This is a genomic window from Accumulibacter sp. (assembly GCF_031732815.1).
Lineage (GTDB): Bacteria > Pseudomonadota > Gammaproteobacteria > Burkholderiales > Rhodocyclaceae > Accumulibacter.
The window spans coordinates 1-22,056 of sequence record NZ_JAVMKF010000133.1 but is presented as its reverse complement, the minus strand read 5'-3'; the positions used below and the strand labels follow the sequence as shown (position 1 = coordinate 22,056).

Here is a 22,056-nt window from a genome sequence, read left to right as displayed (position 1 = left end):
GCCCTTTCGCCGGTCGCCTGATCGCCGGACAGCGCGCCCCGGCCGAGCGCCATCCCTACCTCTCTTTTCCCGTCTGTCTGGAGTCCCGTCGCATGTGGTTCAAGAACCTTAGCCTCTACCGTCTGCCGAAAAACTGGGCTGTCGAAGCCGAACAACTTGCCGAACAGCTCGCCCGCCGCACGCTGCAGGCGTGCGCCGCGACCGACCCGCGCAGCCTTGGCTGGCAGCCGACGGCGCCCGACGGCAGCTTGCTCTACACGCTTGAACGGCAATACCTGCTCGCCCTCGGCGTCGAGGAAAAGCTGCTGCCGATATCGGTCGTCAAGCGCTTCGCGGCCGAAAAGGTGAAGGAGATCGAGGAAAACGAAGGGCGGCGGGTCGGGCGCCGCGAGTTGCGTGAAATCCTTGACGAGACGACGCTGAGCCTGCTGCCGCGCGCCTTCGTCCGCCAGCGCACAACCTACGGCTGGATCGACCCGACCAATGGCTGGCTGGTCGTCGACTGCGCTTCGCCGGCAAAGGCCGATGAGTTCCTCGAACATCTGCACAAGAGCGTCGAGGGGCTGCCCGCCAAGCTGCTCAAGGTGATGCTCTCGCCGTCGGCGGCAATGACCGCCTGGGTCGCCGCTGGCGAAGCGCCGCCCGGCTTCACACTCGACCAGGATCTCGAATTGCGCTCGGCGGAAAAGGCAACCGTACGCTATGTGCACCACCCGCTCGAAGGCGAGGAGATTGGCCGCCACATTGCCGGCGGCAAGGTCGTCACGCGTCTGGCGATGACCTGGAACGACCGCATCTCGTTCGTCCTCGACGACAACCTGCAGCTCAAGCGCCTGAGTTTCCTCGACCTGCTGAAAGAACAGGCGGAGGGTCAGGGCGAGAACGAAGACGAACGCTTCGCCATCGACTTCACCTTGATGACTGGCGAACTCGCACGCCTGCTCGAAGACCTGCTCGCCGCGCTGGGCGGCGAAGCGAAGTCGGTCGCCTAGAGCTCACCAGGCGCAGCGGCGCCGGCCGCCGGCGGCAGCCAGCGGCGCAGCAGCGCAGCGAGCTGCGTCTGCGAATAGGGCTTGCTCAGATAGTCGTCCATGCCGGCCTCGATGCATAGCTGGCGATCGTCTTCGAGCGCGTTGGCGGTCAGCGCAATCACCGGCACGCGCGCGCTGCCGTCGGCCTCGCGCTGGCGCAGTCGCCGGGTCGCTGCGTAGCCGTCGAGCACCGGCATCTGACAATCCATCAAAACAATGTCGAAGCGCTGGACGGCCGCCAGCAGTAGCGCCTCCTGGCCGTTACGGGCGACTTCTACCGTCATGCCGAGCGCCTTCAGCATCGCCTCGGCGACCACCTGGTTGACCGGGTTGTCCTCGACCAGCAATACCCGGCCGTTCAGACACGCCGCCGCGGCGCCGCTCCCGAGGCGGACAGCGCCGATTGCCTTGTCCTGCTCAGCAACCCTTGCGTTGGCGCTTTCCGCCGCCGCCAAGCTGCTTCCGCTGTCGACTTCGGGCGCAGCCACGGGCAGTACGAGGTCGACGGTAAACCGGCTGCCGACGCCAACCTCGCTCTCCACGCCGATCGTTCCGCCCATCAATTCGACCAGGCGCCGGCAGATCGCCAGGCCCAGACCGGTACCACCAAATTGCCGAGTCGTCGAGCCATCTGCCTGGGCAAAGTGCTCGAACACCTTGTCGCGCGCCGCCGGCGGAATCCCGACCCCGGTATCCTCGACGCTGAAGGAAAAACGGCGCCGGCCGGTCGCTGCATCGCCCAGCGAGGCGCGCACGCCGACGCTGCCCGCCGGCGTAAACTTGATCGCGTTGTTAAGCAGATTGAGCAGCACCTGGCGCAGGCGAAACGGGTCGCCGCGCAGGCGCACGGCACGGTCAGGCGGCGACAGGTTGCAGGACAAGAGCAGCCCCTGCTCAGCCGCCGGCTGGGCGAACATGGCAACCGCTTCGCTGACCAGTTCGGCGGGCGAGAACGGTACGGCTTCGAGCTCCAGACGCCCGGCCTCGACCTTCGAGAAGTCAAGAATGTCGTTGATGATGCCAAGCAGATGGCGGCCCGAGCTGAACACCGACTCGGCGTAGCGGCGCTGTGTCGGATCAAGGCGCGTGCCGAGCAGCAATTCAGTCATGCCGAGCACGCCATTCATCGGCGTCCTGATCTCGTGGCTCATCGTCGCCAGAAACTCGCTCTTCGCCCGGCTTGCTGCCTCGGCCGCGCGTTGTGCCCGATTCGCCGTGTCGATCAGCCGATGCAACTCGGCATTGACCCGCTCGAGCTCGCGCACCTGTGCATCGACGCTGCGCTGCAAAGTGATGTTGCGCTCGAAGAGCGAATACGAACTGCCGCTGTCATTGACGCTGCGCTCGACGCGCTCCATCAGGACGCGGTTGATCTTGCGCTGCATGCCGAGCTCGCGCTCGAGCGCCGCGAGGCGTTTCGGCAGATCGGCAGCGTCGGTCATGGGCGCCGCCAGCACGTGCACTGCGACCGACTACACGCGCTACTCGCCAAGTGCAATCCCGGTCAGCGTCTGGTTGACGTGGATGCCGTTGACCTGCTCGCCGTAGGTCGAGAAGCCGACGAAGTCAACGTCCTTCAGGACCTCGCCGGCCGCCTCAACAAGTCCCTTCTGCTGCAACTCGAGGCGACGCAGGATGCAGTCGCAACCGAGAATCAGCTTCATCGTCGGCAACTCGTGGCGCAAGCGAGCGAGCGTCTCGGCCAGACTTTCGACAAGCGCCTTGCCGCGGCCGACGGTCAGAACCAGACCATTGTCGATCGCGCAGAAGAAGGTCAGGCTCCCGTCCGGATTGACTTTCTGGATCGAGCGAACGTAGTACTCACCGCCAATCTTCAGCATCACCGGGTAGGCGGCAAAGATTTGCGGATTCAGCTCCGAAATCTCCAGGCCAACCGCGCGTGCGTATTCTTCCGCCGCCGGGCCACCGTTGATCTCGGTCACCGTGCGCGAGGCGCAGTCACTCTCGGTGATCACCAGCCGCGTGTCGGTCGGAGCGAAGTGCTGCGTCTGAAAGAGAACAAAAGGCAGCGTCGTTTCGAATAGCGTCACCACCGCGGCGTTGCTGCGAAAACGGCCGTCGAAAAGAACGTGGGTGCGCGTGAACGAAAGATCGTCGCCGGCCGAACCGCCGAAGAGCGGCACGCCGGCAAGCGCCCGATGCAGCGTCGCCACCACCTGCTCCTCGAGCATCGACAGGCCGTCGACGAGCAGCAGGCTGAACATCTTGCGGGGTTCAAAATCAGTCCCCAGCCTGAGCTCGCCGCGCAGTTCGCCGGCCAGTTGTTCGCCCTCCGCCAAACCGAAGGTATCGAGTGGGGCGATCAGCTTCGGATGAACGAAAAGACTCGGCGAAGCCAGGCTGACGCCGACCACGCCGCCGGCGATATAGCCACTTGAAGTAATCTCGCCGGCCGTCGTGCACCCGATCACCGGGCAGCGAAACGCGCCGCGCAGCGCACCCTCGACCGCCTTCAGGTCGTAGCGCGCCGAAACGAAAAGAATCACCAGGCTGACCTCGGCCTGCTCGAGTTGACGCTGCACCTCGGCGATCGCCTGTGCGGCATCAGCGTGACTCGAGGTGGCGCGCTTGACAGACAACATCGACATGATTCAATAGCCCTTCTGAGCCTGCTCGCAGGCACCCATGACGAAAACGGCGACGAGCGGGGCAGTATATTGGCCGCCCTCGCCAGCGGTCAAGGCGCCCGCTGATCGGCCAGCTCAGCCTGGTCGACCGTCGACTCGCGGTCGGCTGAGAATCGGCCAGAAGCGCCAGGTGAACAGCGCGAAAGCGCAGCTCCAGAGGAGCGCCGACAGCGTCAGGCTGGTGCTGTACGCGGCCGGCAGCGCCAGCGGCAGGAAGACGCGGACCAGCGCCGCAAGCTGGATAAGGAGATAGGCCGCCAGTTCCGTACGTCCAGCGACCAGCGGCCGCCCGCTGTGCCCACGCGCTGTGCGCGTCATCATGCCGAGCGTCATGCCGCCAATCGCGCCGATGGTCAGGGCATGCGTCGCCAAGTTTGCCGGAAAAAGATCAAACGCCGCCGCTCCGCGCAGGGCAAGATGAATCACCAGCCAGGCGTAGGAGACGTGCAGTATCCACAGGATGGGCAGCGCGCGTGTACGCGCTGGACGCCAGCGCGCCAGGCGCAGCGCGTGCACGCCCGCGCCAAGCAGAGCGACGACGCCGGCGACGTGCGCCGGCACGCCGGAGGAAGGAAGCAACGCAGCCCAGCCGTCGACGACGAGCAGGACAATCAGCACGCCGAGTGCGCTGCGTTCGAGCGCCTCGACACGCGTCGCGCCGGCGCCGAGGACGGCGTTGTTGGTGAACATCGGCACAACGCGACCGGCAATGATCGCAATGATCAGCCCGACGAGATCGAGCCCAAGCGTGCTCACCGCCGGCCCGGGTGCGCTGTCACCCCCGGCACCAATCAGCAGCGCCGCGCCAGCCAGACCGAGCAGCACCACCAGGCCGATGAAGAAGTAGTTGCGCCGGTTGGCGCTGGCGATCATCGGCCGACCGATGCCGATTGCCACGGCAAGCGCAAAGAGCAGGTCGAACGCCGCCGCCAGCTCAACCCATGGGCTCCACACGCAGACGCGCGCCGCCAGCCAGAGTGCGCAGACCAGCGCCAGCGAACCGCCTGACGGCGTCGGTTGATTCGTCCAGTTGCGCACGGCGGTAAACAGGAAGCCGGCGATCACCGCGAAGGCATAGCCGAAGATCATCTCGTGTGCGTGCCAGACGCTGCCGGCGAGTGCCCCGATCATCGGCAGCGCGCCGCCGTGCACAGCAATCCAGAGCGGCACGGCAAGCGCCGCGTATGCGCCGGCAAGCAGATAGAACGGGCGGAAACCGAGCGCCAGCAACGGCAGACCGACCGCCGGCGCTGTTGTCGCGGTGGGTGCTGAAGCCGCCGCGCCGGGAGACGCCGCGTCGCGGGAAGGGGGAAAGCTCGGTTTCATCGGCGGCCACAGTAGCGGCGAAGTGCCTCGGTGGCCATGATATAGATCAATGGCAACCGTTCTCCTGACTCAAATGCGCGCAAGACGGCCATCGAGCAAGCATGGCGCAGAGCAATTGTCAACCCTGGCCGACGAAGCTGCTGAGAAGCCTCTGTGCCAGACCGGTTGTCGCGCGGACAGGATCGGAAATGAGGGCGCGAAACGCAAAGGACACCGATGGCGAGATACGGACAAGCGACGAAGGATCGGGCCCGGGAACCGACACCGCTTTTCGAGCGCCCGCCAGTTGTGTCTTCGTGGCGACCGAAACCCGCAAGCTGCCCTGCCGAATGCGCTTGCAGCCGCTCGACAGCACGTGCAGCAGCAAACAATAGAAAAATCGAGCAGAGGCAATTCGTCTGATCCCGCTTCTTGACAAACATCGTGCCTGATCCCGCGTTCCCTTCACCGACGCCCGTGCAGCCAGAATCGTCACCTCAGCAAACGCGCCCGCGCGCATCATCAGCCCCTTGGCCGTCAACTGTGCGCTGATCGCCGCGCAGACGGCCTTAGACAGTTCCATCACTTCCAGCAAATGGCGAAACTGCAGCAGCGTCGTCGCACCCTGCACCGCCTCTCTCGACAGATCGATCCGCACGAATCCTGGCAACGCCTGGCTGTCGCTGATCGTATCCTCCACCCGCTCATCCGACAGACCGTACTATTGCTGCGCCAGCTACACTCGCAACACCCGCTCCAGCCCGATCAGCGATCCCCTTTTTACCCTTTCGTGTTTAGTGTAATGTGGTTCGCTGACCGTCAACACAAGCTGATCTGGCTCATTGGCTGATCCCCTCCAAAGCAAGGTGCACGTCATGCCATCCGCACCTTCCGTCGGGGGCAAGCAAATCCGCGCCTCCATGGTAGATCGTTGCGACAAAGGGACATCGACTTTCGACGACAATCGTATCTCCCGACGCGCCCTTTTCCTGCGACATGTCCGAGTCAATTCTCTGGGCGAACTCAAGGTGCGCATCCGCCAAGGCATCGACGAGATGAACGCCGCGCCGGTCGTCTTTCGCTCGAAAGCGTTCGACCCTGTCAAAACATGACATGAATGCTTTCTGATGGAACCTTCGGCTAGGATGCGGACATTCGGCACAGCCAGCGCCAAACCCAGCCTTCCGCGTCCTTCCCGGTGAGCACGTAGTCGAGCACATTGCGATTGTCGAGCGTCAGATTCTGCGCTGTACGCGCCTCACGCGTTCCAGCGAAGAGCAACTGATCGCCTGGCTGCAACATGCATTCCCAGCCGGGGAGCTCGTGATCGGCGCCCTCGCGCAGCAGCAGTAGCGGCAGCAAGGGCAACAGTTCATCGCGCTTGGCCGGGTCACGGCACACCAGATCGAGTTGCATCTCTCCCTGCTCGATCATCAGGAACCTGTGCACCGCAGGTGAATCGGCAGCATTCAGACGTACGCTCCAGACGAGTGGCATGCGGTTGCCGCAGAGCGCTTCGATCTGCTTGCCCAGCGCTGCGGCTCGTCCCTCCGGCCAGGCGCGAATCAGGCGCAGAAAGCGCGGCAGCAGTGGCGAGACGATCAGCGCCAAACACTCGCGGGCAATGATGCGCGACGGAACCATCGTGAAATCGGCATCGTAGGCGTCGAAAAGCACCTGGTTGGCAACTCTGTTCTGACGCAGAACGACGAAAAGGTCGCGATTGATCTCCTTCGCGGTCATCGCAATCGACAGATTGTTCGTGTCGTTGTTGCCGCCTGCAACAATCCCCACGGCTTTATCGATTCCCGCCCGGCGCAAAGGTTCGGCCTCGGTACCGTGCCCGACGACATGAGGAACGCCGGCCAGGACTTCCGGCTCCGGATCGATCACGGTCAGGCTGACCCCCTGGCGCACGAGATTGCGTACGACAGCCTGGCCAAAACGGCCATAGCCGCAGATCACCCACTCGCCGACCGGAGGGTCATGCCGTTCTGGAATCTCCTGGCCGGGCAGGCCGGTCAACAGGTCGACCAGGCGATACCAGTTCGGCGAGTGAATGGCCTGTGCCAGATAGTCGGCGAACTTCTCGAAGTGATTGACCACGTAGTGTGTTCCGAACGACATCATATTGGCTTCGACCGCCGGACTGGCGACCCGCGCGATGATCGTCAGACGTGGATTGATCAGTCGGCTGGCAATCGCCACGGCGAGGTTGGCGGAGTCGTCGTCGGTAACCGCCAGCACGCCGCGACAACTACGATGCTGCAAGCCTGCAAGCAGGAGTTGTTGCGGCTGAGCCGCGTCCGCACAGAGAACCAGCAGGTCTGCAGCGAATTCCTCCAGCTCGAGTTCCTGAATGCGCATCTCGTTCTGTTCGATTGCCACCACACGAATGCCGTCGCGATCGAGCGCGCGCGCAATCAGCAGCCCCGTTTCGCCGCAGCCACAGATGATGTAGAAAGGTTCGCCGAGCTGGCGCACGCGGCGGGCGAAACGACCATTCAGCAGAACCTGTTGGAATCCCTTGTCCTGAACCAGGGCCAACAGACTGATGATCGAGTACGACCAGCCAATCACCGAAAGAAAGATGCATACCGTGACCCACATGCGCTGTGCTTCGGAGAATGCGTTGGGCAACTCGCCAAAGCCGATCGTGCTCGCCGTATAGCTGACGAAGTAAAAGGCATGAAAGAAGCTCATCGGCGGCGCCGGCTTGCCCTGTGCGTCGATCCCGGGAATCAGGGTCAAGCCGCAGGTCGACACCGCATAGATCACGACCAGGACGATCAGCGGCGCCCGCATGCGGCGTAGCGCGAGAAAGAAGACGCTGGTGTTCACGGCAACGCCACTCAGCGGCGCAGCATCACCGTTTCAACAATCAGGAGGATGACCGAAACGACGTTGGCAAACAGCGCACCGCCGCTCAGTGACACGACGCTGGTCGTCACCTCGGCACTCATCCCGTCGCCGCTGACATGCACGGCGATCGCCCAGACACAGGCTGCGGCAACGAGCTGCAGGTCGGCAACCAGGCTCGTCGAAAGATGAACGGCGCCGATCTGCGTGCGGTCGCCGAACTTGAGGATCGTTGCGATGAGGTTGACGACAATCGCCGCAAACAGCTCGTAGATGTGGTGGTGCATCGGATTGTCGATCTCGCCGATGAAGAAGCCGAAGTTCAAGGTTGCGGCCAGGACGATAAAGAATCCGAAAACTACCTTCTCCAGGTTCATCCTGAATTCCTCTGTCAGCGGATGGCGGCAGCCAGCCCACGGGCTGCCAGCGTGGTGTAACGTGGCATTCTAGCTTTGCAGCGATGATTTTGTCGACGATGTGGCGGACGAGTACAGGCCAGCGGTTGGCTTTCGCTAACTGAGACGCAGTTTTCCGGGCGGGGTCAAGACCCTTGCGGAGGCGGGTGATCATGGCCTTGATCTGATTCCCGGCCGCAGGGGAGAGTTTAAGCAGGGAGCGGCGGCTGATCGCCTCTCGGCGCCCCTTCCGCTGCGCCAGGCGGGCATACCAGCTCGACCCGTTGTAGATGTGCTACCGCTCGCAGCGAGGGCTTGCAGTGTTCGAGGTCTTGCGTCGTATACGCGCAGCAAACCGTTCGATTCTTGAGTTCGTCGAAGCCGCTCGCGCAATCGGCCCGATCCCGCTAGAGCTCGCCCACGACCTCAGGCGAGGTGTCCGCACTGGTCACAAGGAGGCGTACTCGCGGACCATGGTCTTCTCGGAAGGGTCAATCCATTGCAGTTCTGGCTGGCGACTCTGGCGGCTTGCCTGAGCGACCAGACCGGACTTGAGGAGCTTGCGCAGGACCTCCACGCGCCGTTCGCTGTTCCAATCCATCAACCCGAGCTCGCCTTCGACCGCTTCAAGGCCGTGGCCAACGCCCTGCCACTCGCCGCGCCGCCGGAGCCGCTCGATCAGTCGCTTGACGCCGGGCGTTTGCTTGAGCTTGAAGAGATAGCGCTGCCCAATCGCTTTCATCTCTGCCATCACGCTTTCGTTGCGGAAAGCGATGTCGCCGCGCAACAGGACTCACCAGCACCTGACCGGAGCGCAAAAGGGGAGCCCGCAGTCATGAAATCGGCCGCTCGCGAGGTGGATCGACGACCAGGCTGCATCGTTGCGGTCGATGCCTTGACCGATCCGGTGCTGATCAGTCTCACGGACGAAGCCGGCGTTACGCTCTGCGACTTTCACTTACGGCTTGCCACCGCCTGCGAGCGCCACTACCTCGTACCGCTGCGCCGTCATCACGATCGCCAAAGGAACCTCTGCGAGCCCGAGGAAGCTTGGCGCTTCCCGCTCAGCGATCCTCGATCCCGCCAAGCCCCCTGCCCGCCCCTGATGCCGGAACAATTTCGCCTGGCTGCAGCGTGGGACTTTCCTCTTGTCTCACCCCGGAATGGCTCGGGACGAAAGGTCTTGAACAGGGCGGAACGTAACAGCGGTACCGATCGCCGAAACGGCCGGTGCACGAATTGCCACCGCGCCGAGATTCAAGCGAAGTCGATTCAGTCGCGATACCGTGGCGGACGCTGCTCGCGCTGGGCACGCATCGCTTCCTCGACGTCGGCTGACTGCAGCATGGCGGCATTCCACGTCGCCACGTAGTTCAGACCGTCAGCAATCGAGTGGTCGCGTCCGTAGTTCAGCATTTCCTTGCTGCCACGAATCGCCAGCGGCGACTTGCTGGCAATCGTCAGGGCGATCGCGCGCACGCCGGACAGCAAGGCGTCCGGGCTTGGGTAGACACGATTCACCAGGCCACTGCGCCGCGCTTCCCGAGCGCTCACCGAGCGGCCGGTGTACACCAGCTCGCGCGCCAGCCCGTCCGGAATGAGTCTGGGCAGCCGCTGCAGCGTGCCAACATCGGCGGTCATTCCAACATCGATCTCGCGCACCGAGAAGCTCGCGTCGGCCGCGGCATAACGCATGTCGCAGCAGGTCACGAGGTCGATTGCGCCACCTATGCAGGCACCCTGAATCGCCGCCAGAACCGGCTTGCGACAGCGCTCGATGGCCGACAGGCAATCCTGCAGGTCGAGGATCAGTCGGCGCAATGCCTCGCGTCCGCGTGCCGCGTCCTCGTGCGCGACGAGTTCGCCGACGCTGGCCAGCAGCGCCAAGTCGATGCCGCTACAGAAGTTCCTTCCGGCACCGCGCAGGATGGCGACGCGCACCTGCGGCGCCGCGTCTGCCCAGGCAAATGTGCTGCGCAACTCCTGCCACATGGCCGCGTTCATCGCATTCAAGCGCTCGGGCCGATTGAGGCAGACCTCAGCCACACCCTCATGCAGGCTGAGGGCGAGCGTGGTCAGTTCAGGGGGATCAAACGGCATCAGTTCTCCTCGGCATCATCGCGTTCAGGCTTTACTGAGCAAGCGCATTCCGCGCTCCAGTCCTTCAAGCGTCAGTGGAAACATTCGCCCACCGAGCAGGTTGTGGATCAATGACGTCGATTGCCGGTACAGCCAGGAATGCTCGGGCTCCGGGTTAAGCCAGACCGCGTGTGGCCAGGCGTCGGTCAGCCGACGCAACCACACGGCGCCGGGTTCAGCGTTGTTGAACTCCAGGCTGCCATTCGGCTGGACCAGTTCGTAGGGGCTCATCGCTGCGTCGCCGACCAGAATCAGTTTGTAGTCGTTACCGTAAGTGTGCATTACCTCGACCGTCGACGTGCGTTCGCTGTGGCGTCGGCGATTGTCGCGCCACAGGTAGTCGTAGACGCAGTTATGGAAGTAGTAGTGCTCGAGGTGCTTGAACTCGCTGCGGCAGGCGGAGAAGAGTTCCTCGCAGACGCGCACGTAGTCGTCCATCGAGCCACCGATGTCGAGCAGGAGCAGGACTTTGACCGCGTTATGCCGTTCTGGCCGCAATCTGAGGTCGAGCCAGCCGGCATTGCGTGCAGTTCCAGCGATCGTCGCTTCCAGGTCGAGTTCGTCGGCCGCACCTTCGCGCGCAAAGCGCCGCAGGCGGCGTAAGGCAATCTTGATATTGCGCGTACCGAGTTCGACGCTATCGTCAAGGTTGCGGTACTCGCGCTTTTCCCAGACCTTGACCGCCGAGCGATTCTCGCTCCGCCCGCCAACACGAATTCCCTCCGGATGGGTTCCACCGTGACCGAAGGGAGACGTACCGCCGGTGCCGATCCATTTGCTGCCACCGGCATGACGCCCCCGCTGCTCGGCCAGGCGCTGACGGAAGGTCTCCATCAACTTGTCCCAGCCCAGTTTTTCGAGCTTCGCCCGTTCGGCGTCGGTCAAATGCTTCTTTGCCGCTTGGCGCAGCCAGTCCTCCGGAATCAGGACATCCATTCCAGGAAGGGCTTCGACGCCCTTGAAGTACTCCCCGAAAGCGCGATCGAACTTGTCGAAATTGCTCTCGTCCTTGACCAGCAGCGCCCGCGCCAGGACGTAAAAATCGTCGATGCTCGGTCCGATGACGTGTTCCTGCAGCGCCCGCAGCAGCGCCAGAAACTCGTTGATCGACACCGGCAGGCGACTGCTCTTGAGATGCAGGAAAAAGTCGATCAGCATTGCCGGCTCCCGCCGCGTGCAGCCCAGGAGAATCGCCTGCCAAGTCCTCGCGTTTGCACCGCCACCCGCCCGCGTCCGGCCGCCCCGTTCAGCGGTTGTGCCGCGCCATGAAGATCAGGCGCTCGAACAGATGGACGTCCTGCTCGTTCTTCAGCAGTGCACCGTGCAGGGGTGGAATCGCCACCTTCTGATCCTTGCTGCGCAGGACTTCCGGCGGAATGTCTTCGGCCAGCAAGAGCTTGAGCCAGTCAAGAAGTTCGGAGGTCGATGGCTTCTTCTTCAGCCCGGGAATCTCGCGCAGCTCGAAAAACACTTCCAGAGCCTCACGCAGCAGCGCTGGCTTCAGGCCGGGAAAATGCACGTCGACGATGCGCGCCATCGTCTCCCTGTCCGGAAACTTGATGTAGTGGAAGAAGCAGCGGCGCAGGAAGGCGTCCGGCAGTTCCTTCTCGTTGTTCGAGGTGATGAAAACGACCGGGCGGTGGCGCGCACGCACGTTCTGGCGCGTCTCGTAAACGAAAAACTCCATGCGGTCGAGTTCGCGCAGGAGATCGTTGGGAAACTCGATGTCGGCCTTGTCGATTTCGTCGATCAGCACGACTGCCGGGCTTGCGCACTCGAACGCCTGCCACAGCACACCTTTGAGAATGTAGCTGGCGATGTCGGCGACTTTCGCCTCACCAAGCTGCGAGTCGCGCAGGCGCGAAACCGCGTCATACTCATACAGTCCCTGTTGCGCCTTGGTCGTCGACTTGATATGCCACTGAAAAAGCGGCAGGCCGAGCGCGGCGGCAACTTCCTCGGCGAGCATCGTCTTGCCGGTTCCTGGTTCACCCTTGATCAACAGCGGTCGCTGCAAGGTGATTGCCGCGTTGACGGCGAGCGTCAGATCGCGCGTCGTCACGTAAGTTTCGGTTCCACTGAAACGCATGCTCTCGCTCCTTCGCCAAGTGCTTCATTCTACCGTCAGAACTCGCGCTTGGCGAAAGGCGTTTGACGAGCGCACGCAGATCACCCGGCAAACCTTGCGACAGTCGCTGGGCCACTTCGGGCAGAGCGACGGACAAACCGACCCCCCCCTTTTTCCGGGGGCTGGCCAATGCCCTAAAGTCGGACCCCAGAGTTGCCGTCATTGATCAATGCACCTGAGTTCCTCTCACCTTGAACACCTTACCCACAGGAGATTGGTCATGCGCCCTACTCTATCGATCGCTGCCCTCGCCCTCATCACTGCGTCCTTCTGGGTTTCGGTCGCCCAGGCGGAAACTTTGGAGATCGCTGGCGGAACGACGCCGCAGAAGGAAGTGATCGAACCCAAAGCCGCCGAGTTGAAGGCGGCCACTGGCGTCGACGTCAAGCTTTCCGGAGTCGGCACCGGTCGTGGCGTCCTCGCCCTGATTGACGGCAAGGTATCGGTTGCGGCCGTTGGCGACACGCTGGCCGATTCCGTCGGCGCTGCCCAGAAGGCCGCGAAAGCCGAAGGACGCGAGATCAAGGTACCCGCCAACCTGGTGTTCACAGAAATCGGCTCGGACGAACTTGTCGTCATCGTTCACAAGAGCAACCCCGTCGCTTCCCTGACCAAGGCGCAGCTCAAAGGTATCGCGACCGGAAAGATCGTCAACTGGAACGAGGTTGGCGGCCCTGACCTGCCGATCAAGGTCGTGGTCACCGAACCGTCGTTGGCCCCCGGGCAGTTCTTCAAGAAGGCGATGATGGATGGCGCCGAATATGTGCAGGGCGCTACCGAAGTGCGTTCGCCGAAGGAAGTGATCACCTGGGTATCGCGCAACCCGGGCGGCTTTGGCGCCGCCGCCGATGTCTTCATGCAGGCGTCGGCGGGCGACAGCAAGGTCGTCAAGGCGCCGGTGATGATTCGTCCGATGGGTCTGGTCACCATCGGTCAGCCGGCTGGCGCGGCGAAGAAGGTCGTCGACTTCTACAGGAAGAAATAGGCTCGCCGTCAAACCCGATCAGAGGCTTCCACCATGCTTGGTAAGATCAACATCGGTTCCCGACTCGCACTGCTCGTCGCCATCGTCTTGGCTATTTCCGGGCTGACCGGTTTCATCGGGCTGCGTGGAATTTCCGCAACGACCCAGGGGCTGCAGACGGTCTATGAGAGCAACACGCTTACCCTGATCAATCTGGCCGAGGTGCTCGACGGCCTCTATCAGCAGCACAACCAGTTGGTCATCGGCATGAACGCCGAAAGTTCCAGCGCGGCCGAAGGACCCTTCAAGGAAGCGGAGAGGGCTATCGAACAGGTGGAAAAGGCCTGGAAACTAGTGCTCGCGGCGGCTGGGAACGAAGAAAAGGCGCTCTCCGACGAATTCGTCAGCGCCCGGAGCAAGTACTTGGCTGACAGCAAAGCGACAATCGACATGGCTCGAAAAGGCGACTACGAGGCCGCGATGACGATGCTCAAGGGCGACTCCGCGCGCTCCTTTTCCGCGACGCGACAGTCCTTGTCCAAGCTGATGAAGCTCGAACAGGCGCAAGCGAGCAGCGAGTTCGACAAGCACGCAGAGGCCGGCCGCAGGACGACGATTGTCGTCATCAGCCTGCTGTCTGCCGGGCTGGTACTGAGCACGATCGCCGCCTGGTTCATCATCCGCTCGATCACCCGGCCACTGCGCCAGATGCAGACAGTCATCGGCGACATCGAGCAGCAGTCCGACTTCACACGACGCGTGCCGGTCGACGGAAACGACGAGGTCGGTTCAACCGCCAGCTCGTTCAATGCCTTGATGCAGACGATGCAGGGCGCCCTGCACGTGATCCTCGACAACGTCGGCGAACTCTCCAATGCGTCACACACGCTGACCTTGTCTTCGCAGCAGTTTGCCGGAATATCCGCCAGACAGGCCGAGGCCGCCGGAGCGATCGCCGTGGCCGTCGAAGAGGTGACCTCAAATATCAGCCGAATGTCGGAGGAAGGAGGCGAAGCGAATGAAATTTCGCGTCAGTCCGGTCAGATCTCGAGTCAGGGCGGGCAGATCATCAATGATGCCGCCGTGACGATGAAGAAGATGGCGCAGACCGTGCGTAGCGCCGCCGACACCATCACCCAGTTGGGGATGCATTCGGACCGCATCTCGAACGTCGTTCAGGTGATCCGGGAAGTTGCCGAGCAGACCAATCTGCTCGCGCTCAACGCTGCGATTGAGGCCGCGCGGGCAGGTGAACAAGGCCGCGGTTTTGCCGTGGTCGCCGACGAGGTGCGTAAACTGGCTGAGCGGACCACCAAAGCCACCGAGGAGATCACGCAGATGATCGGCACCATCCAGGGCAGCGCCCGTCTTGCCGTCGGCGCGATGAACGAGACCGTCCTCAGCGTCGACACGAGTGTCGATCTGGCTCAGCAGGCGGGCAATGCGATCAACGAGATCAAGGGCGGGGCCGAACGCGTGATCGCCGTCGTGACCGAGATTTCGTCTGCCCTGGCGCGCCAGACGGAAGCCAGCCAGGGCATCGGGTCACACATCGAGACGATGGTCAATACCTGCGAAGAGAATAGTCGGGCGGCGGAACAGACGGCAAGATCAGCCAGATCGCTCGAGGAACTCGCCAACGCGATGCGTACCGCGGCAGGGCAGTTCAGGATCTGAGGCCACGCCTGTCGTCGCCCTCCCCGGCGTGCCCACCGGTGCAGTCCAGACGATTTCGATCAGCTCGGGGTTGCGCCAACAGCCGGCGCGCGCCCCTTGGGGAAGAAAAAATCTCGCCCGCTGCCCTAAAGTTCTTCTCGCAGCGGCCGATTCAGGAAGTGAAGGCGATGATTTCCGGCGCGGTTCCTGAGGAATGAGTCGTAGAAATCGCGTTCAGCGCCGATCGGCAGCGACAGCCGCCCGTCTGTCGCTGACCACGGTCGCGCAGAGTGTAGTCCCTGGTTAGTGAATCCTCCCCTTGTCCCGGCAGTGGTCTGATCAACCCGCCGGGATTTTTTTGTCATTCGATCGGCGCCAACCTGCGCCCAGGCAGACGCGATTCGCCCACCGTCAACTTGTAAAAGCGCGTTCACAGTTCTTAGGCACCTGCAGCGCACTTCCTATGATATCCGATGCCTGCTGGCGGAGAGAGGATCGACAGCAAGCGTCGGGCGACTGCCGCCAAACCGGAGCCGGCTCGTCCACAGCGACTGAAGCAAGGCCAGATTGATCATGTTTCTAGACTTACCGAGTTGTGCTCACAGGGTGTGCCGAGGAGGACGCGCGCGCGTTGCTGCCTGCCGACGCCATCGATCGGCCGGCGTTGTCGGCGCCTGCCCATGGTCAACTCCGGTGTTTGCTGAGAAGGGCCTCTATAATGGTGGCTGTCCGATGGGCGCTGCGCTTGGTCAACCGTCTCGAATCATTCTTGCGCTGGTGGGCTCGTCGGCTGACCGGATTCATTTGTCGGCCGCTGCGCCAACTGGCCGCCCGAGTGCACCGCCGTCGCCCGACAACGTGCATTCGCCGCTGCCCGCCGCAGGGAAGCCGGCCGTGCGCTTTATCGCAGGCTTGGCCGAGGAAGCTAAGTCTTTTTCAACGTCCTCGCCCGCTGCGTGGCGCTGAGGGCCAACGCCGCCCGCCTGATTGAGTGATCGACTGCTTCTCTACTGCCGGGACGCAACAGACTGCCTGTGGGTGAACAACAGGCCAGGAGATACCGATGACGAACAAGCACGACCTTGAGGAGCTGAGCCAAGTTGCCAAAGCGCCGTCACCTGACTTGGGCGACCGTCGTACGGGCGCTGATCGGCGCCAGGACAGCGATCGGCGCCGCGGCAGCGAGCGACGTAATGGGCCTGATCGCAGGAAGTTCAAGAGCCTGGGGGAATCCTTGTCTGACTTGGAACAACGCATTGCCGCGGCACTCAGCCATGAGAACGACAAGAGCAGCGCGCATGGCTCCGGCTGGGATAAGCTGATCGTCCCCTTTGGCTGAGATCGTGGTGGCCGGCGCGCGAGCGCCCACCGGTAGCCGCCTGCGACGCCGGCACGGCCTGTTCAAACCGCGAACTGATTCACCGCCTTTTCCATCCGCTCGACGATCGCACTGAGTTTCTCCACCAGCAGACCGCTTTGCGCGACGACCGAGACATTCTGCTCGGTCATCATCGCGACCTGTTCGACGTTCCGGGCCAACTGATTCATCGCCGACTGCTGCTCGGACGAGGCATGCGATATCTCGTCAACGCGGCGCATGGTGTCCACCATTTCGTCCTGAATGCGCTGCAGGATCGCCTGCGCCGAGTGCACCAGATTCACCCCATCGCCAACCTGCGCGGCGCCTGCGCGCATGCTGTCGACGGCAAGCTGCGTCTCGTTCTGGATGATTGTGATCATGCTGCTGATTTCCTGCGTCGCCTTGCCGGTACGCTCGGCCAGCTTGCGCACCTCGTCCGCGACAACCGCGAAACCACGACCCTGTTCGCCAGCGCGGGCGGCTTCGATCGCCGCGTTCAAGGCGAGCAGATTCGTCTGGTCGGCGATCTCCTTGATCACCGCGGCAATCTGGCTGATCTGGGCGGAACGTTGACCGAGCGTCTCGACCTGTCCAGCCGATACCTTGACGGTTTCCGAAAGGGAGGTGATTGCCTGGCAGGCCTCTTCCGAGCGAGCGGCTCCCTCGTGCGACACCTCGCTCGTCTGATGCGCCACATCGCGCGTCGAACGTGCATGTTCCGCGACTTCGCCGATCGATGCGGTGACCTCTTCGACAGCCGCTGCGGCCGCCGTCGTCGCTTCGCTCTGCTTGCGCGCTGCCCCGTGTACCTGGTCGACGCTTTGACTCACCTCGCGCGTCGCCGCCCGCACGTGCGCCGCCAGGTCCGCCATTCCCTGCACCGTCGCCTGCACCGAACAGACGAACTTGTCAGTCTGGTGAATGACCCTTCCAAGCTGGTCCATACGAGTCGATGCGCAGCGCTGCTTCAGGTTGCCAGTCGTCAGGATACGCTCAAGCCAGGCGGCGAACTCAGCCAGATTGCCATGCAGGCGAGGCGCGTAGTGCAACAGAAAAAACAGCCCGTACAGCGCCAGGAGTGCAGCCAGGACATCGGCCAGGAGCATCCGCTCCCCTCCCTGGCTGGCGACAAAGTAGAGCGCCGTCGCGCCGAGTTCAGCCAACGCGATGCCTGTCAGTTGTACGCGCAGCGAAAACAGACCGGCAAGCGAACGCGCGCGCCGCGTAATGACGCGGCCATGTTCGATCCCCAGCGAGCTCCCGCCCGCACGCATTTGCCGATACGCTGCATCAGCCGAAGCAATTTCCTCGCGGCTCGGGCGGCTGCGGACCGATTGATAGCCAACCACCTGGCCGTGCTCGCGCACCGGAGAGACGTTTGCCACCACCCAATAGTAGCCACCATCCTTACGCCGGTTCTTGACGATTCCGCGCCACGGACCACCCGCCTTCAGGTCGCGCCAGAGGTCGGCGAAAGCCTCCTCCGGCATGTCGGGATGGCGCACGATGTTGTGCGGCTGGCCGATCATCTCTTCGGGACGAAAACCGCTTACGCTGGCAAAAGCCTCGTTGGCCTCGACGATTACGCCTTTGATGTCGGTACGCGAATAGATGAACTCGTTGTCGGGAAGAATCGTCTCGAGGTCGGTAACGGGTAGGTTCTTGCGCATGGATTTGTTCCGCGAAACACAGGAATGGACAGAAAGAATGATAGCCAAATACGTCGGCTGGCGCGACACAAAAACCGTCCATTTGACATTAAATCGTGCCCGGTCGACGCGCTGCAGGGGGCTGCCGAAGCGTTCTCCAGAGGCGGCGGCCAGATCGACCGGCCAGCCTTGGCGCTTGACTGCCGCTTTCAATTCCTCCCCGATCCGGCGCACAATATCGCCTTTCCCTGGACGCCGGGCGCTTGCGCAACGGAACTTCGCCGAATGACTCATAGCCGTGCCGTCGCGCTGATGGTGCTGGTCACCTTTCTCTGGAGCATCGCCGGCGTCGTCACCCGCCACCTGGACGGTGCCGGCAGTTTCGAGGTGACCTTCTGGCGCAGCGCCTTCAACGCCGCTGCCTTGGCGGTCGGTTTGCGTTTCCTGCGCGGCCCAGGCCTCTGGCGCGGCATCGTGCGTTCGCCCTGGCCCGTCTGGTTCTCCGGGCTGTGCTGGGGAATCATGTTCACCGCGTTCATGCTCGCCCTCACGCTGACCACCGTAGCAAACGTCCTGGTGACCATGGCCGTCGGCCCGCTGCTCACCGCGCTCTTCGCGCGCAGCTTTCTTGGCCACCAGCTGGCACGCCGGACCTGGCTGGCGATTGCCGTCGGCGGCCTGGGCATAGGCTGGATGTTCGGACAAGAGGCGCGCAGTGCAATGTCCTGGACCGGAACCCTTGTCGCACTCGCCGTGCCGATGGCGGCTGCGCTCAACTTCACGATGCTGCAGTTCGTTGCCCAGCGCGCGCCGAGAACAGAACACAGCCCGCCACACGACATGCTGCCAGCGGTTCTGATTGGCGCCGTCCTCTCATCCGCGGTTACCTTGCCGCTCGCCTTGCCGTCTGCCGCATCGCCCCGCGATCTCGCCTTGCTGGCGGTTCTCGGCGTCTTCCAGCTCGCCATTCCGTGCCTTCTGGTCGTGCGTCTGTCGAGCGTTCTGGCGGCGGCCGAGATTTCGCTGCTCAATCTGCTCGAAGTCGTTTTCGGCGTCAGCTGGGCGTGGATCGGCGCCGGCGAGCAGCCCTCGACGAGTACGCTGATCGGCGGCGCACTCGTTCTTGGCGCCCTGCTGGCCAACGAAGCCCTGGCGCTCGTCTCAGCCGGAAGAACCCGGCGAGCAGCGGTCAGCACACGCTCTCCGTCGTCGAGCACGGCGCGTCCAGGCGGCCCGGTTGCCGCGCAGCCCGCTGCGGCGGCCAAGGATTAGCGCAGATCAAGGCAATTCTCCGGGAGGACGCGAAAATGCCTCGAAGTCCAATACGAACACCATGATCAAACTGCACACCCTGTTGATCTTCTGCCTCAGCCTCTTGCTTTCCGGCTGTCATGAGGCCCCCGCGTTCAAGTCAACCGATATCACCGGCGCCGATTGGGGCAAGGACTTTGCGCTCACCGACCATCAGGGCAAGGCACGCCGTCTGGGCGATTTCAAAGGCAAGGTCGTCCTTCTCTTTTTCGGCTATACGCAGTGTCCGGATGTTTGCCCGACGACACTGGCATCCATGCGCGATGTCCTGCAGCAACTTGGCGAGAGCGCCGGCGACGTACAGGTGGTCTTTGTCACACTCGATCCGCTGCGCGATACGCCGCCCGTCCTCGCCGAATACGTCAGGGCGTTTCATCCCGGCTTCATCGGCCTGTACGGTGACGAGGCCAGAACGGCGGCGACGGCCAGAGACTTCAAGGTGTTCTACGTCAAGCATCCGGGCACCCTGCCTGGCAGCTACAGCATAGACCACTCGACCGGCAGCTACGCCTTCGACCGTCAGGGCCGCCTGCGCCTGCTGATCCGCCACGGTGAAGCGATCGACAACGTCGCTGCCGACCTCAGGCGGCTGCTCGCAGGCCGTTAAGCGCTCACCCTGGAGTCATCATCCGCCATGCCCTGCCGCCTTGTCCTGCTCGCCCTCTTCTGCCTGCCGCTACTTGCCACAGCCAGTGGTGAAACAATCAATCTCGACATCGGCACGCCGCCGGTAATCGTCGTCAAACACAGCCTTGCGCAGCGCACGTCGAGACTCGTCCGCTTCTACGAAGCTGGCGTCATCGGACTCGGCCACGATGGCATGATCAAGCTGCGCGACGCCAGCCGCCTGAACCTGGCGCAAAGACAAATTGCCGAGAAACTGATCGACAACGAAAACCCCGATCGAAACTCGCTGATCTACGCCCTCGCCGAAGCGCACGGCGGCCAAAGCGCCGAACCGGCCGCGCGCCGAGCACAGGTCAGGCGTTGGCACGAACAGTTCCACTCGGGATGGTGGATCGAGGACGCGCGGGGAAACTGGCTGCGCAAACCGTGAGCGCGCGACCCTCCTGCGACGGTGTGTCGCAGGGGCCTCGCGAAGTTTGCGTCTATCATGCGCGTTTCGTCGACACTGAAGGAGAAGAGCTTGAAAACAAACTCGATTGGCCTGGCCATAGCGATCCTGATCGGCTTCGCAGCGAGCGCCGCACAAGCGGTAGACGTGGAAGTCAAGGACGCCTGGGTGCGCGGCACGGTGCCCGGTCAGCAGGCGACCGGGGCGTTCATGCGCATCACCAGCCCCACGGCTGCAGCGATCGTCGGCGCCAGCAGTCCCGCCGCGGCAGTGACCGAGATTCACGAGATGAAGATGGAGGGCAGCGTGATGAAGATGCGCGCCATTGCGCGTCTCCCTCTGGCTGCGGGCAAGACGCTTGAACTCGGCCCGGGCGGCTACCACATCATGTTGATCAAACTCGTTCAGCCCTTGCGCAAGGGTGATACGGTTCCCCTGACACTCCACCTCGAGCGCCCGGACAACACCTCCGAAAAGCTTGAAATCAAGGCAGAAGTACGTGATCTGACGGCGGGCACGACGGGCGGGCACAAATCGCATTGAGCTGCGCCGGCGGCGGGCGCGCAGATCAGCCGGGCAGCACGCCCATGGCGAACACCAACACCGCTCAGGCGAGCCGGCCGGCCACCCGGTCGACCCGGAGTTCATGATTCACCCAGAGCAACAGGGCGAAGACAACCATTGCCCAGCCCTGATGCGCAGCGCCAAGGGCGACCGGAACACCGAGCAGCAGCGTTGCGATGCCGAGCGCGATCTGGCTGCCAACGGCGAGCAAAAGAAGCAGGGCGGCCAAGTCGGCCGCCGGTGAAACCGAAGCTGACCTGACTTTCCAGCAGAACCACGGCACGAGAAACGCCAGCAGCCAGGCGCCCAGCCGATGGTTGAACTGGACCAGTGCCATGTTGTTGAAAAAATTTAGATACCAGGGTTCGAGCAGAAAGCTTTCGGGAGGCATGAAATGCCCCTGCATGAGCGGAAAGGTGTTATACGCCTTGCCGGCGCGGATTCCGGCCACGAAGCCACCGGTGACGACCATCAAGGCAACCAGGATCGCCAGCCAGAAACCGAAGCGCTGCACTCCCCGCAGTCTTGTGTTGGGCGCCTGATCGGCGCGCGGGGCCAACAGGTCGAGCGCCAGCCAGAACATCGCGAAGAAGAGCAGGAAGGCAAGCGATAAGTGCGCGGTCAGCCGGTAATGGCTGACGCGTGGGTCGTCCACCAGACCGCTTTGTACCATGTACCAGCCCATCGCGCCCTGCAGGCCGCCGAGAACAAAGATTCCGAGCAGCTTGGGAACCAGGCCGGGTTCGATCCTGCGCCGCAACCAGAAGAAGAGAAACGGGACGAGGAAGACCAGGCCGATCAGTCGACCGAGAACCCGGTGCCAGTATTCCCAATAGAAGATGCCCTTGAATTCGTCCAGCGTCATCTGGTGATTAACCTTTTCAAATTCGGGGGTTTTCTTGTACTTGGCGAAGGTTTCCTCCCACTGCGCCTGATCGAGCGGCGGAATCACCCCGACGATCGGCTGCCACT

At 63.0% G+C, this 22,056-nt stretch carries 21 protein-coding genes; 9 read left to right on the top strand and 12 right to left on the bottom strand.

What is annotated here, in order from left to right; genetic code table 11:
* Nucleotides 1-92 precede the first annotated feature (92 nt).
* Complete coding sequence (locus RKP46_RS09450) at nucleotides 93-992, top strand: recombination-associated protein RdgC (RefSeq protein ID WP_311106414.1); 900 nt, start codon at nucleotides 93-95, stop codon at nucleotides 990-992.
* Here the strand turns inward: RKP46_RS09450 and RKP46_RS09445 are convergent.
* The 4 genes from RKP46_RS09445 to RKP46_RS09430 form a co-directional block, all read right to left on the bottom strand.
* A complete protein-coding gene (locus RKP46_RS09445) occupies nucleotides 989-2,473 on the bottom strand; it encodes an ATP-binding protein (protein WP_311106413.1) in 1,485 nt (494 codons plus the stop codon). The genes RKP46_RS09450 and RKP46_RS09445 overlap by 4 nt on opposite strands.
* A gap of 39 nt (nucleotides 2,474-2,512) precedes the next feature.
* Nucleotides 2,513-3,640 (bottom strand): FIST N-terminal domain-containing protein, encoded by a 1,128-nt coding sequence (locus tag RKP46_RS09440; RefSeq protein WP_311106412.1) that lies wholly within the window; start codon nucleotides 3,638-3,640, stop codon nucleotides 2,513-2,515.
* A 114-nt stretch (nucleotides 3,641-3,754) separates the two neighbouring features.
* Nucleotides 3,755-5,005, bottom strand: a complete 1,251-nt coding sequence (locus RKP46_RS09435) for an NnrS family protein (protein ID WP_311106411.1) — start codon at nucleotides 5,003-5,005, stop codon at nucleotides 3,755-3,757.
* Nucleotides 5,006-5,123: 118 nt separating this feature from the next.
* A complete protein-coding gene (locus RKP46_RS09430) occupies nucleotides 5,124-5,684 on the bottom strand; it encodes a hypothetical protein (protein ID WP_311106410.1) in 561 nt (186 codons plus the stop codon).
* Between the two features lie 142 nt (nucleotides 5,685-5,826).
* Here RKP46_RS09430 and RKP46_RS09425 point away from each other — a divergent pair, with 142 nt between their 5' ends.
* Nucleotides 5,827-6,096 carry a hypothetical protein gene (locus RKP46_RS09425; protein ID WP_311106409.1) on the top strand — a complete coding sequence of 90 codons (270 nt, stop codon included), beginning with the start codon at nucleotides 5,827-5,829 and terminating at the stop codon, nucleotides 6,094-6,096.
* A 28-nt stretch (nucleotides 6,097-6,124) separates the two neighbouring features.
* On the opposite strand, the gene RKP46_RS09420 is transcribed toward RKP46_RS09425, so the two are convergent.
* From RKP46_RS09420 to RKP46_RS09395, 6 genes are all read right to left on the bottom strand, one after another.
* A complete protein-coding gene (locus tag RKP46_RS09420; RefSeq protein ID WP_311106408.1) occupies nucleotides 6,125-7,825 on the bottom strand; it encodes an NAD-binding protein in 1,701 nt (566 codons plus the stop codon).
* Nucleotides 7,826-7,836: 11 nt separating this feature from the next.
* Entirely contained in the window at nucleotides 7,837-8,220 is a 384-nt protein-coding gene (locus RKP46_RS09415) for a DUF6394 family protein (RefSeq protein WP_311106407.1), read from the bottom strand.
* Nucleotides 8,221-8,686: 466 nt separating this feature from the next.
* On the bottom strand, nucleotides 8,687-8,989 hold the full coding sequence (locus RKP46_RS09410) for a hypothetical protein (protein WP_311106406.1): 303 nt from the start codon (nucleotides 8,987-8,989) through the stop codon (nucleotides 8,687-8,689).
* Between the two features lie 521 nt (nucleotides 8,990-9,510).
* Nucleotides 9,511-10,338 carry a crotonase/enoyl-CoA hydratase family protein gene (locus RKP46_RS09405; RefSeq protein WP_311106405.1) on the bottom strand — a complete coding sequence of 276 codons (828 nt, stop codon included), beginning with the start codon at nucleotides 10,336-10,338 and terminating at the stop codon, nucleotides 9,511-9,513.
* Nucleotides 10,339-10,362: 24 nt separating this feature from the next.
* Complete coding sequence (locus RKP46_RS09400) at nucleotides 10,363-11,535, bottom strand: VWA domain-containing protein (RefSeq protein ID WP_311106404.1); 1,173 nt, start codon at nucleotides 11,533-11,535, stop codon at nucleotides 10,363-10,365.
* An 88-nt stretch (nucleotides 11,536-11,623) separates the two neighbouring features.
* Nucleotides 11,624-12,466 carry a MoxR family ATPase gene (locus RKP46_RS09395; protein WP_311106403.1) on the bottom strand — a complete coding sequence of 281 codons (843 nt, stop codon included), beginning with the start codon at nucleotides 12,464-12,466 and terminating at the stop codon, nucleotides 11,624-11,626.
* 259 nt (nucleotides 12,467-12,725) lie between these two features.
* Between RKP46_RS09395 and RKP46_RS09390 the strand changes: the two genes are divergently transcribed.
* From RKP46_RS09390 to RKP46_RS09380, 3 genes are all read left to right on the top strand, one after another.
* Nucleotides 12,726-13,490, top strand: a complete 765-nt coding sequence (locus RKP46_RS09390) for a substrate-binding domain-containing protein (protein ID WP_311106402.1) — start codon at nucleotides 12,726-12,728, stop codon at nucleotides 13,488-13,490.
* Between the two features lie 33 nt (nucleotides 13,491-13,523).
* Complete coding sequence (locus tag RKP46_RS09385) at nucleotides 13,524-15,146, top strand: methyl-accepting chemotaxis protein (protein WP_311106401.1); 1,623 nt, start codon at nucleotides 13,524-13,526, stop codon at nucleotides 15,144-15,146.
* Between the two features lie 1,042 nt (nucleotides 15,147-16,188).
* Entirely contained in the window at nucleotides 16,189-16,464 is a 276-nt protein-coding gene (locus RKP46_RS09380) for a hypothetical protein (RefSeq protein WP_311106400.1), read from the top strand.
* A 62-nt stretch (nucleotides 16,465-16,526) separates the two neighbouring features.
* Here the strand turns inward: RKP46_RS09380 and RKP46_RS09375 are convergent, their stop codons facing one another.
* The gene (locus RKP46_RS09375) at nucleotides 16,527-18,155 is read right to left on the bottom strand and encodes a PAS domain-containing methyl-accepting chemotaxis protein (RefSeq protein ID WP_311106399.1); all 1,629 of its coding nucleotides are present in this window, start codon (nucleotides 18,153-18,155) and stop codon (nucleotides 16,527-16,529) included.
* 264 nt (nucleotides 18,156-18,419) lie between these two features.
* Here RKP46_RS09375 and RKP46_RS09370 point away from each other — a divergent pair, with 264 nt between their 5' ends.
* The 4 genes from RKP46_RS09370 (at nucleotide 18,420) to RKP46_RS09355 (ending at nucleotide 21,063) form a co-directional block, all read left to right on the top strand.
* Complete coding sequence (locus RKP46_RS09370) at nucleotides 18,420-19,406, top strand: DMT family transporter (protein WP_311106398.1); 987 nt, start codon at nucleotides 18,420-18,422, stop codon at nucleotides 19,404-19,406.
* Between the two features lie 61 nt (nucleotides 19,407-19,467).
* On the top strand, nucleotides 19,468-20,052 hold the full coding sequence (locus RKP46_RS09365; protein ID WP_311106397.1) for an SCO family protein: 585 nt from the start codon (nucleotides 19,468-19,470) through the stop codon (nucleotides 20,050-20,052).
* A gap of 27 nt (nucleotides 20,053-20,079) precedes the next feature.
* Nucleotides 20,080-20,502, top strand: coding sequence for a DUF1318 domain-containing protein (locus RKP46_RS09360; protein ID WP_311106396.1), 423 nt, complete (start codon nucleotides 20,080-20,082; stop codon nucleotides 20,500-20,502).
* A 57-nt stretch (nucleotides 20,503-20,559) separates the two neighbouring features.
* Nucleotides 20,560-21,063 (top strand): copper chaperone PCu(A)C, encoded by a 504-nt coding sequence (locus RKP46_RS09355; RefSeq protein ID WP_409194123.1) that lies wholly within the window; start codon nucleotides 20,560-20,562, stop codon nucleotides 21,061-21,063.
* A 64-nt stretch (nucleotides 21,064-21,127) separates the two neighbouring features.
* On the opposite strand, the gene RKP46_RS09350 is transcribed toward RKP46_RS09355, so the two are convergent.
* Nucleotides 21,128-22,056, bottom strand: a 929-nt coding sequence (locus tag RKP46_RS09350; RefSeq protein ID WP_311106394.1) for a COX15/CtaA family protein, incomplete at its 5' end; no start/stop codon positions are given.

Excerpts from the sequence above, each read along its gene's own strand:
- RKP46_RS09450 (WP_311106414.1), top strand. The coding sequence starts at position 93 with ATGTGGTTCAAGAACCTTAGCCTCTACCGTCTGCCGAAAAACTGGGCT.
- RKP46_RS09445 (WP_311106413.1), bottom strand. The coding sequence starts at position 2,473 with ATGACCGACGCTGCCGATCTGCCGAAACGCCTCGCGGCGCTCGAGCGC.
- RKP46_RS09440 (WP_311106412.1), bottom strand. The coding sequence starts at position 3,640 with ATGTCGATGTTGTCTGTCAAGCGCGCCACCTCGAGTCACGCTGATGCC.
- RKP46_RS09435 (WP_311106411.1), bottom strand. The coding sequence starts at position 5,005 with ATGAAACCGAGCTTTCCCCCTTCCCGCGACGCGGCGTCTCCCGGCGCG.
- RKP46_RS09415 (WP_311106407.1), bottom strand. The coding sequence starts at position 8,220 with ATGAACCTGGAGAAGGTAGTTTTCGGATTCTTTATCGTCCTGGCCGCA.
- RKP46_RS09410 (WP_311106406.1), bottom strand. The coding sequence starts at position 8,989 with ATGGCAGAGATGAAAGCGATTGGGCAGCGCTATCTCTTCAAGCTCAAG.
- RKP46_RS09405 (WP_311106405.1), bottom strand. The coding sequence starts at position 10,338 with ATGCCGTTTGATCCCCCTGAACTGACCACGCTCGCCCTCAGCCTGCAT.
- RKP46_RS09400 (WP_311106404.1), bottom strand. The coding sequence starts at position 11,535 with ATGCTGATCGACTTTTTCCTGCATCTCAAGAGCAGTCGCCTGCCGGTG.
- RKP46_RS09395 (WP_311106403.1), bottom strand. The coding sequence starts at position 12,466 with ATGCGTTTCAGTGGAACCGAAACTTACGTGACGACGCGCGATCTGACG.
- RKP46_RS09390 (WP_311106402.1), top strand. The coding sequence starts at position 12,726 with ATGCGCCCTACTCTATCGATCGCTGCCCTCGCCCTCATCACTGCGTCC.
- RKP46_RS09385 (WP_311106401.1), top strand. The coding sequence starts at position 13,524 with ATGCTTGGTAAGATCAACATCGGTTCCCGACTCGCACTGCTCGTCGCC.
- RKP46_RS09380 (WP_311106400.1), top strand. The coding sequence starts at position 16,189 with ATGACGAACAAGCACGACCTTGAGGAGCTGAGCCAAGTTGCCAAAGCG.
- RKP46_RS09375 (WP_311106399.1), bottom strand. The coding sequence starts at position 18,155 with ATGCGCAAGAACCTACCCGTTACCGACCTCGAGACGATTCTTCCCGAC.
- RKP46_RS09370 (WP_311106398.1), top strand. The coding sequence starts at position 18,420 with ATGACTCATAGCCGTGCCGTCGCGCTGATGGTGCTGGTCACCTTTCTC.
- RKP46_RS09365 (WP_311106397.1), top strand. The coding sequence starts at position 19,468 with ATGATCAAACTGCACACCCTGTTGATCTTCTGCCTCAGCCTCTTGCTT.
- RKP46_RS09360 (WP_311106396.1), top strand. The coding sequence starts at position 20,080 with ATGCCCTGCCGCCTTGTCCTGCTCGCCCTCTTCTGCCTGCCGCTACTT.
- RKP46_RS09355 (WP_409194123.1), top strand. The coding sequence starts at position 20,560 with ATGCGCGTTTCGTCGACACTGAAGGAGAAGAGCTTGAAAACAAACTCG.